Source organism: Anaerotruncus massiliensis (ex Togo et al. 2026) (assembly GCF_030825285.1).
Lineage (GTDB): Bacteria > Bacillota > Clostridia > Oscillospirales > Ruminococcaceae > Anaerotruncus > Anaerotruncus massiliensis.
Map to the genome: position 1 here is coordinate 1 of NZ_JAPJQF010000028.1, position 14,489 is coordinate 14,489.

Genomic DNA, 14,489 nt, shown 5'->3' on the forward strand with positions numbered 1-14,489 from the left:
AAACAGTTGAGCGATTGTGTTCTTTGCACGATCCGTTATCTCCGTTGATTTCTGGGCGGGGGGGGCCCGGGGCGGGCGGGGGTGGCGGGGCTGGGGGCGGCCGCGGCCCGCGCCTTCTGACCGGGGGCCCACAAAATACAACGGGGGGCCCCCGCCTTTGGGGGGGGACGCCCTTTGGGGATCAGATCAGAGGACGGTGAGGACGATGTTCAGCAGCCACATCAGGATGGAGACCACGACGCCGATGATGCCGAGGACATAGCCCGCCGTCGCGCGGCCGCTGTTCGTGCTCTTGCGCCCGACCGCGCCGCTCGAGACGGCGACGGCCGAGAGGATGACGCCGATCAGCGGGATGAAGAAGGCGAGCAGCACGCCGAGGATGCCTGTCACGAGGGCGACGGTCGCCTTGCCGGTGGGGTTGTGGACCTCGACGGGGACGGGGGCCGCGGGAGCCGCGGCGGCGTCCGGCTGCGGCGCGGCGCCGCCCTCCGGGACGGGAACGTCCTGCGAGAGCAGGCTCATGAGCGCGTCAACGCGGTTTTTGAGCGCCTTTTTGGGAACCGCGCCGTAAAACCCGTCGAGGCCGTGCTCGCCGAACGATTTGATCCACGCCTCGAGGTGAATATTTCCCTGCGAGTAGCGAAAACTGATGAAGGACGGCGCGGTCAGGAATCCGACGCCCTTTTTCCAGACCGTCTCGCCTTTGTAGTTGACCTGCCGGAAGCCTTCCTTCGCGAAGAAGTCCTCCGAGACGAACTTGATGAAGTCGTCGGGCTTGCCGCTCTGGTAATCCGCAATGAATCTGGACATATGTACGCCTCCTCTTTTTGATGGAACCTCGCTATCAATCATAGCATAATTCCCCGCGAAATGGAATCTTTCCCTTCTGGTTGGTTTGCCCGCGGGAATATGCTATAATGACGGTGGTACAATCTGAAAACCTTCCGGCGGGCCCAAAGGGGACACCGCCCATCCAAAAACGGGGAGGGAAACAATCATGGCCGCTGCGCTGACGCCGCTGAGAATCTGGCTCAAAGACCTCTTTGTCCTGCTCCTTTCGATGGTCCCCATCGCCGAGAACCGCCTGGCCATCCCGGTCGCCGCCGCGCTGCGCCTCAAGTGGCAGCAGGCGTTCCTCTGCACGACGGCGGGCAGCTTCCTGCCCGTGCCCTATGTGATGAAGGGCAGCGGGCCGCTGGCCGACCGCGCCCGCAGGGTCGGCTTTGTCGAGCGCGGACTCGGGCGGGTCGAACGGTTCGCCCAAAAGCACCCCGGGCTCTTCCGCAACGGCTCCGTGTTCATCCTTGCCGTCTTCGTCGGCATCCCCTTCACAGGGATCGGCGTGTGGATCGCCTCCTTCGTCGCGGGCGCGCTCGGGTTCGACCGGCGCAGCTCGATGGCCGCCATCCTCGTCGGCACGGTGATCTCGGGGCTCTTTACCACCGCGTGCACCTACGGGGTGATCGTCGGCGTGAAAACGCTCTTCCGGTGTGTCACCCGGGCCGCATGAATCTTGAGGCGGAGGGCCGCTTCCCCAAATGGGGAAGCGGCCCTTTTTCTTTCCCCGCGAATGTTGTATAATATCCGCAGAGCTGTTATGACCTGCGAGGGCCCGCGCCCGCGGGGGCGGGCCCGGCGGAGAAGCGTTGAACGGAGGATACGGGATGCGGATTATTGTGATTGACGGACAGGGCGGCGGCATCGGGCGCAGCCTGACGGAAAAGCTGCGCGCGGAGCTGCCGGAGGCGGAGCTCGTGGCGGTGGGGACCAACTCGGCCGCGACCGCGAACATGATGCGGGCGGGCGCCAACGTGGGGGCGACGGGGGAAAACGCCGTCGTCTTCAACTGCGCGCGCACCGATGTGATCGTCGGGCCGCTCGGCATCATCCTGGCCGACGCGATGCTCGGGGAGATCACCCCGCGCATGGCCTGCGCCGTGGCGGCCAGCCGCGCCAAAAAGGTGCTCATCCCCGCCGCCAAGCAGCATATGACGATCGTGGGCATCGAGGACCTGCCCCTCTCCCGCTATATCGACGAGGCGGTCGCCTGCGTGCGGGATTTCTGCGGGAGGGATTGACGGTATGCCGGAGGGACCATACGACGTCGCGATCATCGGGCTGGGCCCGGCGGGCGCGACCGCGGCGCGGCTGCTCGACAGCCGCCTGAAGGTGATTGCAATCGATCAAAAACAGGCGGCGGGCGGCTTCCAAAAGCCGTGCGGCGGCCTGCTCGCGCCCGACGCGCAGAAGGCGCTCGCGCGGTTCGACCTGACCCTTCCCAAGGAGGTGCTCGTAGACCCGCAGATCTTCGCGGTGCGTACCATCGACCTGAAATCGGGACTCACCCGCCACTACCAGCGGATGTACCTCAACCTCGACCGGCACCGGTTCGACCGCTGGCTCCGGTCGCTCATCCCTGCCGGCGTGCGCGTGGAGGAGGGCTGCGTGTGCAGGCGCGTCGAGCGGACTTCCGGGGGCTTTTGCGTCCTCTACGAAAAGGAGGGCGCGCTCCGCGAAGTCACCGCGCGTTACCTCGTGGGCGCGGACGGGGCGGGTTCCCTCGTGCGGCGGGCCTTCTTCCCGGAGGTCTCCATCCGCAGGTATGTCGCGATCCAGCAGTGGTTCCCCGACGAAAACCCCAACCCCTTCTACTCCTGCGTCTTCGACCCGGAGAACACCGACTGCTATTCCTGGTCGATCTGCAAGGACGGGTCGTTCATCTTCGGGGGCGCCTATCCCGCCCGGGGATGCCGCGCGCGGTTCGAGCGGCAGAAGGAAAAGCTCGCGGCGCTCGGCTTCCAGTTCGGCGAGCCGGTCAAAACCGAGGCCTGCCTGCTGCTGCGGCCCGCCGGGCGGCGGCAATTCTGCACGGGAAGGGACGGCGTGTTCCTCGCGGGGGAGGCGGCGGGCTTTGTCAGCCCGAGCTCCCTGGAGGGGATCAGCAGCGCGATCCTCAGCGGCTCCCGGCTCGCCCGCGCCCTGAACGGGGACGGCGACCCCGTCCGCGCTTACGCGCGCGGCTGCCGCGCGCTGCGCCGCAAGCTGTGGCTGAAGCTGCTCAAATGCCCCTTCCTCTACGACCCCGGCCTGCGGCGGCTCGTGATGAAAAGCGGCCTTGAGGCGATCGGCGTGGAGCGGCCCGAGCAGGCCCGCCCCACGGCCGGCGGGCGTTGACGCGCGCGGCGCCCTGCCCGCGTCAAACGTTTTGGGGGCCGGGGGGCTTTTCAAAGCCCTCCCGGAACGTTCCCCCGGGACTGGACTTTTTTGCGCCTATGGGTTACTATGGGAGTAACAGAAGATTCCGAATACTGCATGTAGTTTGGAATTCTGGTATCAAAACGAAAGCATTGGAGGAATTCCTATGACAAAGCCGCTGCCCTGCTGCCCTGTGGAGACGACGCTCCTGCTCATCGGGGACAAGTGGAAGGTGATGATCCTGCGCGACCTGATGACCGGGACCAAGCGGTTCGGGGCGCTGCGCCGGAGCATCCCGGCGATCAGCCAGAAGATGCTGACCCAGCAGCTGCGCGCAATGGAGGCGGACGGGCTGGTGCACCGGGAGGTGTACGCCGAGGTGCCGCCGCGGGTGGAATACTCGCTGACCGAAACGGGCGAAAGCCTGCGCCCGGTGCTCGACGCGATGAACGTGTGGGGCCGGCAGTACCAGCGGGACCAGGGGGAGGGCGTCGCATGAAAAGCGACCTGCGGACAATCCCCGGCATCGGGCCCAACATGGAGGAACATCTGCTGCGGCTGGGCGTCTCCTCGGTCGCGTCGCTGCGCGGGCAGGACCCGGAGGAGCTCTACGAGCGGGACTGCGTGCTGCACGGGGGCGTGCTCGACCGCTGCGTGCTCTACGTCTACCGCTGCGCCGTCTACTTCGCGGAAACCGATTGTCCCGAACGGGAGAAATGCAGCTGGTGGTACTGGAAGGATCAGGTGTAGCCGATGGAAATCCGATACCTCTTTCACAGCGGGTTCGCCGTCGAAACGGGCGCGCACTTGCTGATTTTCGACTATTACAAGGACACGCCGCGCGGCGGGAAGCTCGCGGACGGCGTGATCGACCCGGCGGAGGTTTCCGGCCGGGACGTCGTCGTGTTCGCCTCCCACAGCCACGGCGATCACTACAGCCCTGTCATCTTCGGCTGGCGCGGGACGCTCCCCCGCGTGCGGTACGTCCTGTCGGACGACATCCGGACGCGGGAGGAGGCGTTCCGGATCGGCCCCGGGGAGACGCTCGACCTCGGGGACCTCTCGGTGCGCGCGCTGCGCTCGACCGACGCGGGGGCCGCCTTCCTCGTCAGGACGGGCGGAAAGACGATTTTTCACGCGGGCGACCTCAACTGGTGGCACTGGAACGGCGAGACGGATTCCTACAACGCGCGGATGGCGCGCGACTACCGCCGCGAGATCGACACCCTGCGCGGGGAGAAGATCGACCTCGCCTTCCTGCCCGTCGACCCGCGCCTGGAGGACAAGTACCTCTGGGGGATCGACTATTTCATGCGCGCGGCGGGCGCCGATATGGCGGTGCCGATGCACCTGTGGGAACAGTACGGCCTCATCGGCCGCCTGCGCGCGGAGGAGACGGCCGCGCCCTACCGCGCCCGGATCGCGGGCTACTCCCGGCGCGGGGAGCGGGTGACGCTGTGAAAAGGCCGGCGCCGGAGGATGGAGGCGGGGGCATGTTGGAGGACGCGCTCTATCTCCGTTCGGTGGAGCTGCGTGCGATCCCGGAGGGGGAGGAGAGCTACGTCTTTTCCCTCCCGATGGTGCGGCATCTCGGGCGGCTGGAATTCCAAAAGCAGGTGACCTTCCTCGTGGGGGAGAACGGCGCCGGCAAGTCGACGCTCATCGAGGCGGTCGCGGTCGACAGCGGCTTCAACCCCGAGGGCGGCACTCGCAACTTCAGCTTTTCGACGAGCGATTCCCACTCGCCGCTGTGGAAATACCTCTCCGTTGCAAAAGGGCCGCGCCGCCCGCGCGACGGCTTTTTCCTGCGGGCGGAGAGCTTCTATAACGTCGCCACCAACCTCGACGAGCTCAATAAAATCAAGGCGGGCCGCCGCAGCCTCATCGACTACTACGGCGGCAGGTCGCTGCACGAGCAGTCCCACGGGGAGAGCTTCCTCGCGCTGGCGCTCAACCGCTTTTCCCCGCAGGGGCTCTACCTGCTCGACGAGCCGGAGGCGGCCCTCTCCCCCACCGGGCAGATGACCCTGCTCGCGCGGATCTACGCCCTCGCGCGGGAGGGGGCGCAGTTCGTGATCGCGACCCATTCCCCCATCCTCACCGCCTGTCCCGGCGCGGACATCTACCAGCTGACGGGGGTGGGCTTCGCGCGCACCCCCTACCGTGAGACGGAAAACTACCGCCTCACCCGCGCCTTTCTGGAAAATCCCGAGCGGATGCTGCGGTACCTGCTCGCAGAGGAGCCCGGCGGGGACGGCTGACCGTCCCGCCGGGCTCCTGTTTTTTTGGCCGTCCCGCGCGGCCCGAACCGAACGGATCATTCGGCCTTTTCCACGGGGAACTGCAGTTCGGTGAGCCAGTCCTCCTCGCTCTCCTTGTTCCAGATGCCGTCGATGTAGCTCTCACGCGGCGGGCCGGCGAGCCGGTAGCCGTTCTGCTCGATCCACTGGGCGGCGAAGGTGTAGGCGTTCCGCAGGGTCCTGTAGGGCCCCTTGTGGAGGAGGCAGGCCGCCTGCGGCACCCGCGCGATTGTCTGAAATTTGGCGACGTCGCTGTCCTCCTTCCGCTCGGTGACCGCCTGGCAGAGGGAGACGTCGATGTCGTGGTCGCGGTATTCCTCGTAGTGGTAGACGTTGAAGCAGTATTCCGGCTCGGCGCATTTGCAGCCGAGGCGCTCCATCTCGGGCCCGAGCACCTCGGGCATGAGGTGGAAGAGGTCGTCGTAGCTTTGGATGACCGTGCGCAGGTAGGCGACGATGACCTCGGGAAGCTCCTTGATCGTAACGTTGTAATTTTCCATCATCAGGGTTCCTTTCCGCAGGATGTTTTCCACCAGACGCAGCCGCTGGCCGTCCTCCCGGATGCGCGCCGCGAGCTCCCCGCGCTTCAGCTCCAGCAGGGCGCGGATCGTCTCCGGCCCCGCGCCGCCGTCGAGCAGGGCGATGATCTCGGTGAGGGAGAACCCCATCTGACGCAGCGACTGGATCTGGTTCATCCGCGGGAGCTGGCCGGTCGTATAGTAGCGGTAGCCGGTGAACCGGTCGATGCGGGCCGGCCGGAGCAGGCCGATTTCATCATAGTGGCGCAGCGTCTTGGGGGTGACGCGGCAGATCTGGGAAAACATTCCGATGCTGTACATAGTTTTTTCTCCTTCTTCGCCTCAAAGTGCGCGCAGCTTGTCGACAGGTCCATCATAAGCCTTCCCCCTGGGGCAGAGTCAACCCCTTTTTTGAAAAAAAGAAAACGGAGCGCCTTCCAATTGCCGGAGGGCGCTCCGTTTGCGCTGTTGGGTCAGTTTTCGCCGGGGATCACCGGCAGGAGGATGTGGCTGCACCGGGCCGCGTCGTGGAAGACGGTCTGGCTCGCGACGAGCATCTCGGTGTCGTCGGCAATCGGTTTGCCGGTGTTGTGGTTGGGGAAGATGGAATTTTCCGCCCCGCTGGTGACCTCCACCCGGATGCGGTGCCCCGCCCGGAAGGTATTGGCCACCCAGCTCATGGGAATCTCATAGCGCACCACCTCGCCGGGGGTGAGCAGCTTCGGCTCCTTGAGGGACTCCCGGTAGCGCGCCCGGAGCACCCCGTCGCTCAGCCGCAGGGAGTTGCCCTCCCCGTCCACCTCGGTGAGCCGGGCCACCCAGTCGGTGTCCGGCCGGTCGGTCGCGGCGTAGAGGACGAAGGAGAGCTCCCCCGCCACCGTCAAATCCTTTTCGAGCGGCGCGGAGGTGTAGACGAGCACGTCGGGGCGCAGCTCCATCTCCCGGTAGTTTTCCGGCACCATGCACTCGTTCTCGCTCATGTCGATGAGGTGGGGGGCCGGGTCGTTCGGGTCGAAGAGGTAGTGGTCAGCGGGCTCCTCCGCCGCGGGCGGCGCGTCCCGCAGGACGCCGTCCCCCAGGCGGGTGTTGGCGGAGCCGCCCCCCGAGAGGTAGTAGGGGACGAGGGCGGACTCCTTCGGCGGCCAGTCACACGACTGCGCCCAGCGGTTGCTGCCGATGACGTAGTACTCCACCCGCGGGTCCTGCCGCGCGCCGTTCTCCACCCCCTTGAGGAAGCGGTCGAACCAGCGGATATACTGGCAGAAGAGGTCGTAGCGCACCGCACGCACGCCGTAGTCGATCCCGTGGATGTCCCGCGAGACGTTGAACTGGTGCCGCCACGCCCCGAGAATCATCCGCTGGTCGGGCCGGCCCATGCGCCGGTTCATGCGCCACGCCTGGCTGGTGCCGGTGCCCACGTCGTCGAACCAGCCGGAGACATAGAGGGTGGGGACGTTGATCCTGTCCGCGAAACGCTCCCAGTTGGAGCGCTCCCAATAGTCGTCCATGCTCTCGTGGTCCATCCACTCCTGCCAGCAGGGGATCTCCTTCCCCAGCGCCCTTTGGGGGATCTCCCGGATGGGCAGGAGCTTTACCACGTCCGCCCAGTCGTCCCGGTCCATCTGGGCCTGCTCCATCCGCCGGCCGGACATCGAGAAGAGCCACGCCAGCGTCCCCGAGCAGAGGATGCCGTTGCGGTGGGGGAACTCATAGGTGGGGGTTCCGCCCGTGACCTGGCTGATCATGGCCTTGAGGTTCGGGTGGCCGCTGGCGGCGGCGTTCCACTGGACGATGGCCAGGTAGGACGCGCCGATCATGCCGATGCTGCCGTCGCACCAGTCCTGCGCGGCGATCCAGTCGAGGGTGTCCTTGCCGTCGTCCATCTCGTTGACGATCGGGCTCCACTCCCCGCCCGACTCCTCCCGGCCGCGGGTGTCCTGGATGACGAGGGCGTAGCCGTAGTGGATGAAGGGGTGCATGATGATCTCCCGGGGCTTGCCGTAGCAGGTGCGGATGAGCACCACCGGAAAGCGCGTCTGGGGGGCGGGGCCGTTCCGCGGCAGGTAGACCGCGGTGGAGAGGGTGACGCCGTCCCGCATGGGCACGTCGAAGGTCCCAAGGCACCGCTTGCCCCAGACCGGCTGGGAGAGCAGCGGGTCCCGGTGGTCCCGCAGGGGGGTGACCCCCTCGAAGCCGTCCTCCACGAGCACGTCGATCCGCTTTTGGAGGACGCCGATTGCGGCCACCGCCCGCCCTTCGCAGAGGACGTAGTCGACCGGGTGGACCCCCAGCCGCCGGACCCACAGCCGGGCGCCGGAGCCCGCCGTGTAGGGGGAATCGACCTCGGCGTAATCCGCCGGGTCGAACGGCCGCTCCCCCCTGGCGGCGGCGGAGAGGAACTCCCACGCTGCGATGCGGTCGGGGTAGGAAAAGCTCTCCCTCTGGGGCGCGAAGGGGGCGTAGGGGCCCCACTCCATCGTCTCCAAATCCCGTGTGCGGCAGAGGATCTCCCCGCCGCGCGTGAGGAACCCGGCGATCGCGACGCCGAGGTTATAATAAGTATAGCTGCGCTCTGTCATATCCGTGCCCCTTTCCGGCCGTCCGTTATTGGAACCACTGGCGGTAGACCCGCAGGAAATTGCCGCCGTAGACCTTTTCGATCCGCCGCGCGCTCCAGCCCCGGCGGAGCAGCTCCTCCGTCAGCCTGGGAAGCCCGGCGTGGGTGCCGAGGATGTCGAAGGCGCGCACGTCGTTGCCGCCCACGACAAAGGAGGCCCCGGGCGCGAGGATCTTCTCCGCAAAGTCGAAGCCCAGGCCGAGGCAGTCCTCGCCGCCGACCCGGACGATCTGCTCCATGTGGTCGGCCAGCCGCCCGAGGGTGGCCTCCTCCGCCGACGCGCCCACGAGGGAGCTGACCCCGTTGATGCCGATGACCCCGCCGGTGGCGGCGATCGCCTCGATCTGCCGGTCGGAGAGGTTGCGGGGGGTGGGCAGGAGGCTGCGGGTGTTGGAGTGGGAGGCGATGACCGGCCGGTCGGAGAGCTTCATCACATCCGCGAAGCCCTCGTCGTTCAGGTGGGAAACGTCGATCAGCATCCCGAGGGAGAGCGCCTTTTCCACCAGCCGGTAGCCGAAGGGGGAGAGCCCCGACTTCTGCCCCTGCGGCTCGTCGCTGTAGAGGGCGCCGTCCGCGGCAAGGTTGCGGCGGCTCCAGCAGAGCCCCACCATCCGCACGCCCAGCTCATAAAAGACCGGCAGCAACTCCTCCTCGTTTCCGAGCGGCTCCACCCCCTCGAAGGAGAGGAGCACGGCGATCTTCCCCGCGCCCAGCGCGGCTTCGATCTCGGGATAGCTGCGGCAGAGGGCCAGCCCGGGGGTCTCCCGGAGCTCGGCGTAGAGGGCGCCGACCTGCCCCAGCGCCTGGTGCAGGGCCCCCTCGGGCAGGTCCCTGCCGTCCACGAAGAGGGAGGACACCACCACGCGGACGCCGCCCTTCCGAAAGTCCTCCAGGTATTCGTCGCGGATCACATGGGTGCGCCCGTCGCGCCGCTTGGCGTAGAGGTCGTAGGCCAGATCGAGGTGGGCGTCGACGATGGGGATGCGCTGATGCAGGGCCTCCAAAGATTCCATAGCTGTTTCTCCCTTTTTTTCAAATTCGCCGGACCGTTAAAGCAGGAACCCGCCGCCGAGCGGGTCCTCCGGGTCGAGCAGGTATTGGGCGAGGCCGGTGACATAGGCCCGCCCGGTGATCTCCGGGACGATCGCGGGGTAACCGCCCTGCGCCGTGTCCTCGGCGGCCACGCCGGTGAAGAGGGTGCCCAGGATGCTCTCGTGCACATAGGGCTTCCCCAGCGGAAGCTCCCCCCTGGCGCGCAGGAGGGCCAGCTTGGCGCTCGTCCCGGTGCCGCAGGGGGAGCGGTCGATCTGTCCGTCCCCGAAGACCACGACGTTGCGCGCGTCGGCGCGCGGGTCCCGCGCGGGGCCGCAGAATTCCACGAGGTCGACCGTGCGGATGTGGGGCAGGAGCGGATGGGCGATCCCGCCGGCCGCGTTGAGCGCGTCCCGGATCTCCGCCCCGCGGGCGGTGAGCCGGTCCTTGTCCGCGGCGTCGAGCGCCACCCCGGCCTCCTCCGCCTCCACCAGCGCGAAAAAGTTCCCGCCGAAGGCGATGTCGGCGTGGACCGTCCGCCCGTCCGAAAGGGCCACGGGGACCCCCTCCCGGTAGAGGAAGGCGGGGACGTTGCGCACCGTCACCTCCCGCACCCGGCCGTTGTGGAGCTTCGCGCGGGCGCGGATGAGGCCGCTCGGGGTGTCGAGGGTGACGTCCGCCTCCTCCCCCGCGCAGGGGACCATGCCCGTCTCAAGCAGGGCGGTGACCACCCCGATGCTGCCGTGGCCGCACATGTTGAGGTAGCTGCCCGAATCCATGAAGACCACCCCGGCGTCCGCCTCCGGGCGGCAGGGCGGCAGCAGGAAGGCGCCAAACATGTCCTTGTGGCCGCGCGGCTCGAAAAGGAGCATCCGGCGGACATGGTCCAGGCGCTCCTGCAAATAGGCCCGCTTTTCCGCCATCGTCGCGCCGGGGACGGCGGGCATTCCGCCGGTGACGATGCGTTTTGTTTTTACGCGCTTGTGGGGGCCCCGGGCTTAAACCCTGGGGGTTTAAAACAAAACCGGCTACCTCTTCACCAACCCGGGCCGCCCGCCGGGGGGGCGGCGCCCGGAAGGTCGGCGGTCGTTATTTCATCTGGGGGTCGAGCGCGTCGCGCAGGCCGTCCCCGAGCAGGTTCAGGGCGAGCACGGTGATCATGATGCTCAGCCCCGGGAAGAGGACGAGATGGGGCATGTAGCGGATGAACTCGCGGCCCTCCGAGAGCATGGCCCCCCACTCGGGCATGGGCGGGGCGATGCCCAGCCCCAAAAAGCTCAGCCCCGCGGCGGTGATGATCACCTCGCCCACGCCCAGCGTCGCCTGCACGATGACGGGCGCGAGGGCGTTGGGGATGATGTGGTGGAGGATGATGCTGAAATGGCTGTCCCCCACCGCCTTGGCCGCCTGCACGAACTCCTTATTGCGCACCGACAGCACCGCCGAGCGCACCACGCGGGAATAGCCGGGCACGAGGGCGAGCCCCACCGCGATCATGATGTTGACGATGCCCGGCCCGAGGCTGGCGACCACGGCGATCGCCAGCAGCATCGAGGGGATGCTCATGAAGACGTCCATCACCCGCATGATGACGTTGTCCAGCCTCCCGCCGAAATAGCCCGACACGGCGCCGATCACGATGCCGGCCGCCATGGCGCAGGCCACCGTCGTCAGCCCGATGGTGAGCGAGATGCGGGTGCCGTAGATCACCCGCGCCAGGATGTCCCGCCCGTAGTCGTCGGTGCCCATCAGGTGCTCCGAGCTGGGGGGCTGGCGCTTGTTGACGATGTCCTGCTTGATGACCTGGTTGTCGTAGTCCACCAGCACGTCCGCGAAGACGGCGACGAACACGAGCATCACGAAGATCACCAGCCCGATCACCGCCTGCTTGTTGCGGAAAAACCGGCGGCAGAATTCCTTAAACGGGCTCTCCTTCTTCTCCTCCCCCTCGGGGCGGGCGGAAAGCGGCTTCTCTGTTTTCACGGTCATACACCTCACTCCCTCAGCCGCGGATCGATCAGGGCATAGATGATATCCACGGCAAGATTCACCAGGCTGAACACGATCGCGATATACACCACGCTGCCCAGCACGAGTGGGTTGTCCTTCATCCGGATGGCGTTGACCATGGCGGTCCCCAGCCCGGGGATGCCGAACACCGTTTCGGTGACCACCGCGCCTCCCAGCAGGGAGCCGAAGTTGATGCCGATGACGGTGATGACCGGGATGATCGAGTTTTTCAGCGCGTGGCCGAGCACCACCCGCTTCTGGTCCGCGCCCTTGGCCCACGCGGTGCGGATGTAGTCCTGGCGGACCACCTCGAGCATGGAGGACCGGGTCATGCGGATGATGACCGCGGCGTTGACGGCGGCGAGCGTGATGGTGGGGAGCACCATCTGCCGGAAGGTGTCAAAGCCGCTGGACGGGAACCATTTGAGGTTGAGGGAAAACGCGATGATGAGCATCATGCCCAGCCAGAAGGCGGGGATGGCGGTGGCCAGCATGGCGAAGATCATGCTGATGTTGTCGAGGATGGAGTACCGCTTCACCGCCGACAGGATGCCGATGGGCATGCCGATCAGCACCGACAGGAACATCCCCGCCAGGGCCAGCTCCGCCGTCTTGGGGAACCGCTCGGCGATGGTCTCCGCGACCGGGATGTTGGTGGCGTAGCTCCGCCCGAAGTCCCCGCGGAGCATGTTCCCCACATACCGCGCGAACTGCACCACAAAGGGGTCGTTGAGGCCCATCTGGTCCCGCAGGACGTCCACCTGCTCCTGGGGGGCCTTTTCGCCCAGAATGAGGCGGGCGGGGTCCCCCGGGGTCAGATACATGATGGTAAAGACAATGAGGACGATCCCCAGGATGACGGGGATCAGCATCAGTATCCGTTTCAGGACAAATTTCAGCATGTCATCACACCTATACAACGGGGGGACGCCGTCCGGGAGCCCGCTTCACAGCAGGGCCCCGGCCGGCATCCCCGATAAATTCATGGGTCCTTCTCAGGGAAGGGGTTCAGGCGAGGGGGTTATTCCCAGCTCCAACTGGCCACGGGATAGTAGCAGTTGTCGATGACCCGGACGCCCTTGAGGCTGTTCTTGGCCGCGAAGTACTGGTTGGGGAAATAGAGCGGGATCTTGTTGGCGTCCTCGTCGGTGATCTTCACGATCTGCTGGTACATCTCGGAACGCTTGGCCGCGTCGTTCTCCTGGCGGGCCTTGACGAGCAGCTCGTCGATGGTGGGGTTGGAATAGACGCTTCCCCAGTTGAAGGGGCCGTCGGACGCGAAGAGGTAGGTGAGCATGTCGTCCGCGTCCGGCCAGTTGAGGCCGCCCACGTAGACTTCATAGTTGCCCACCGCCATCTGCTCGAAGTAGGTGCCCTTCTCGAGCGTCTCGATGCTGGCGGTGATGCCGATCTCCTTGAGCTGGGCCTGGACCACCTGCGCGACCTTCTCGCGGTTCTGGCCGGCGGCCAGCTTGATGGAGCAGGAGAAGCCGTCGGCATAGCCCGCCTCGGTCATCAGGGCCTTGGCCTTCTCGAGGTCATAGGGGTTCATCACGGGGTCGTCGGGATTGTAGCCGTCCATGACCTCGTTGAGGGGGCTGTTCGCGAGGACGCCGTCGCCGTCCTGCGCGCCCATGAAGACCTCCTCCTTGTTGATCGCGTATTTGACCGCCTGGCGGACCTTCTCGTTGTCAAAGGGGGCCGCCTGGGTGTTGAAGCCGATGTAGGCGATGGTGGCGCCGGGGGCCGAATAGAGGTTCAGGTTGGGGTCCGCCTCAATGGTCGGGGCGTCGATGGGGGCGCTGTTGGGCAGCGCGTCGATCTCGCCGTTCTGGAGCGCGACCAGGGCGGTGCTGGTGTCGGGGAGCACCCGGTAGGTGACGTTCTTGATCGCGGGAGCCTCGCCGTGGTAATCCTCGTTGTAGGCGAGCACCACGTTGTCGCCGGAGGACCAGCTGACGAACTTGTAGGGGCCGGTGCCGACGGGGTTGCGGCCGTAGTCCTCGCCCGATTCGGTGACGGCCTTCTCATTGACGACGCCGAAGAAGCTGCCGCCGAGGTTCATGAGGAAATTGGCGAAGGGGACCTTGAGGGTCACGACCAGCGTGGAGTCGTCGGGGGCGTCGACCTTGTCGATCGAGGCGCAGTAGGAGGCGGTGGCGGGCTCCACCATGGCGCGCTCGATGGTGAACTTGGCGTCGGCGGCGGTGAAGGGCTCGCCGTTGTGGAACTTGACGCCGCTCTTCAGGTGGAAGGTATAGACCATGTTGTCGTCGCTGATGTCCCAGCTTTCGGCCAATCCGGGCCGGATGTCGCTGGAGCAGGCGCCGTCGCTCTCGACGAGCGTGTCATAGATGTTGTACATGACCATCATGGCCGTGGCGTCCAGGGTGACCTGCGGGTCGAACCCGGTGGGGTCGGCGTTCATGGCCACGATGACCGAATCCTTTTCGCCGCTGGGCGCCGCGGGAGCGGCCTCCCCGCCGGGATTGGTTCCGGCGCTGTCCCCGCCGCAGGCGGTGAACAGGGAAAGAACGAGCATGACGACCAGAGCTAAACTGAGAAGTCTCTTCATTGGGCTTTCTCTCCTCCACAATTTTGTTTTGAGTTGAAAAACGAAGGCGCGTTGGCCGGGTCCTTACACTTTTCCACTTTGATGTGATTATACCCTCCCGCCGGAAAACTGTCAATAAATATACGGGATTTCTGCAAATGGGAGGCGCGGCGGGAGGGCGTTTCGGGTGCTGTTATGGGGTTTTAACAATGCATGTGAAAAAATTGGTTCCTGCAATTGGGAAAACATTATATGACATAAAT

The 14,489-nt window shown here is 66.1% G+C and carries 14 protein-coding genes and 1 pseudogene; 7 read left to right on the top strand and 8 right to left on the bottom strand.

Features of this window, described 5'->3' with window-relative positions:
* Nucleotides 1-186: 186 nt before the first annotated feature.
* Nucleotides 187-810 carry a DUF4190 domain-containing protein gene (locus tag RCI06_RS09255; protein WP_101552932.1) on the bottom strand — a complete coding sequence of 208 codons (624 nt, stop codon included), beginning with the start codon at nucleotides 808-810 and terminating at the stop codon, nucleotides 187-189.
* A 187-nt stretch (nucleotides 811-997) separates the two neighbouring features.
* On the opposite strand from RCI06_RS09255, the gene RCI06_RS09260 reads away from it, so the two are divergent.
* The 7 genes from RCI06_RS09260 to RCI06_RS09290 all read left to right on the top strand — a co-directional run bounded on the left by RCI06_RS09260 (nucleotide 998) and on the right by RCI06_RS09290 (nucleotide 5,456).
* On the top strand, nucleotides 998-1,510 hold the full coding sequence (locus tag RCI06_RS09260; protein ID WP_101552934.1) for a small multi-drug export protein: 513 nt from the start codon (nucleotides 998-1,000) through the stop codon (nucleotides 1,508-1,510).
* 154 nt (nucleotides 1,511-1,664) lie between these two features.
* Nucleotides 1,665-2,078: a DUF3842 family protein gene (locus RCI06_RS09265; RefSeq protein WP_276872562.1), complete on the top strand. Its 414-nt coding sequence runs from the start codon at nucleotides 1,665-1,667 to the stop codon at nucleotides 2,076-2,078.
* Nucleotides 2,079-2,082: 4 nt separating this feature from the next.
* A complete protein-coding gene (locus tag RCI06_RS09270; RefSeq protein ID WP_306575714.1) occupies nucleotides 2,083-3,174 on the top strand; it encodes an FAD-binding protein in 1,092 nt (363 codons plus the stop codon).
* Between the two features lie 187 nt (nucleotides 3,175-3,361).
* Nucleotides 3,362-3,694, top strand: coding sequence for a helix-turn-helix domain-containing protein (locus tag RCI06_RS09275; protein ID WP_276872564.1), 333 nt, complete (start codon nucleotides 3,362-3,364; stop codon nucleotides 3,692-3,694).
* Nucleotides 3,691-3,945, top strand: coding sequence for a helix-hairpin-helix domain-containing protein (locus RCI06_RS09280; protein ID WP_306575716.1), 255 nt, complete (start codon nucleotides 3,691-3,693; stop codon nucleotides 3,943-3,945). The genes RCI06_RS09275 and RCI06_RS09280 overlap by 4 nt, the downstream gene beginning before the upstream one ends.
* A gap of 3 nt (nucleotides 3,946-3,948) precedes the next feature.
* The gene (locus RCI06_RS09285; RefSeq protein ID WP_306575718.1) at nucleotides 3,949-4,656 is read left to right on the top strand and encodes an MBL fold metallo-hydrolase; all 708 of its coding nucleotides are present in this window, start codon (nucleotides 3,949-3,951) and stop codon (nucleotides 4,654-4,656) included.
* A 32-nt stretch (nucleotides 4,657-4,688) separates the two neighbouring features.
* Nucleotides 4,689-5,456: an AAA family ATPase gene (locus RCI06_RS09290; protein ID WP_306575720.1), complete on the top strand. Its 768-nt coding sequence runs from the start codon at nucleotides 4,689-4,691 to the stop codon at nucleotides 5,454-5,456.
* Nucleotides 5,457-5,512: 56 nt separating this feature from the next.
* Here RCI06_RS09290 and RCI06_RS09295 read toward each other — a convergent pair whose 3' ends face one another.
* The 7 genes and pseudogenes from RCI06_RS09295 to RCI06_RS09325 all read right to left on the bottom strand — a co-directional run bounded on the left by RCI06_RS09295 (nucleotide 5,513) and on the right by RCI06_RS09325 (nucleotide 14,247).
* Nucleotides 5,513-6,334, bottom strand: a complete 822-nt coding sequence (locus RCI06_RS09295) for a MerR family transcriptional regulator (RefSeq protein ID WP_121586688.1) — start codon at nucleotides 6,332-6,334, stop codon at nucleotides 5,513-5,515.
* Nucleotides 6,335-6,486: 152 nt separating this feature from the next.
* Nucleotides 6,487-8,592: a CocE/NonD family hydrolase gene (locus RCI06_RS09300; protein WP_306575722.1), complete on the bottom strand. Its 2,106-nt coding sequence runs from the start codon at nucleotides 8,590-8,592 to the stop codon at nucleotides 6,487-6,489.
* 25 nt (nucleotides 8,593-8,617) lie between these two features.
* Entirely contained in the window at nucleotides 8,618-9,643 is a 1,026-nt protein-coding gene (locus RCI06_RS09305; protein WP_306575724.1) for a dipeptidase, read from the bottom strand.
* A gap of 36 nt (nucleotides 9,644-9,679) precedes the next feature.
* A pseudogene (locus RCI06_RS09310) lies at nucleotides 9,680-10,627 on the bottom strand (proline racemase family protein); the annotation flags it as partial.
* A 124-nt stretch (nucleotides 10,628-10,751) separates the two neighbouring features.
* Entirely contained in the window at nucleotides 10,752-11,651 is a 900-nt protein-coding gene (locus RCI06_RS09315; protein ID WP_101552957.1) for an ABC transporter permease, read from the bottom strand.
* Between the two features lie 5 nt (nucleotides 11,652-11,656).
* Nucleotides 11,657-12,574 (bottom strand): ABC transporter permease, encoded by a 918-nt coding sequence (locus RCI06_RS09320; protein ID WP_101552959.1) that lies wholly within the window; start codon nucleotides 12,572-12,574, stop codon nucleotides 11,657-11,659.
* A gap of 119 nt (nucleotides 12,575-12,693) precedes the next feature.
* Nucleotides 12,694-14,247, bottom strand: a complete 1,554-nt coding sequence (locus RCI06_RS09325) for an ABC transporter substrate-binding protein (protein WP_101552962.1) — start codon at nucleotides 14,245-14,247, stop codon at nucleotides 12,694-12,696.
* Nucleotides 14,248-14,489 lie beyond the last annotated feature (242 nt).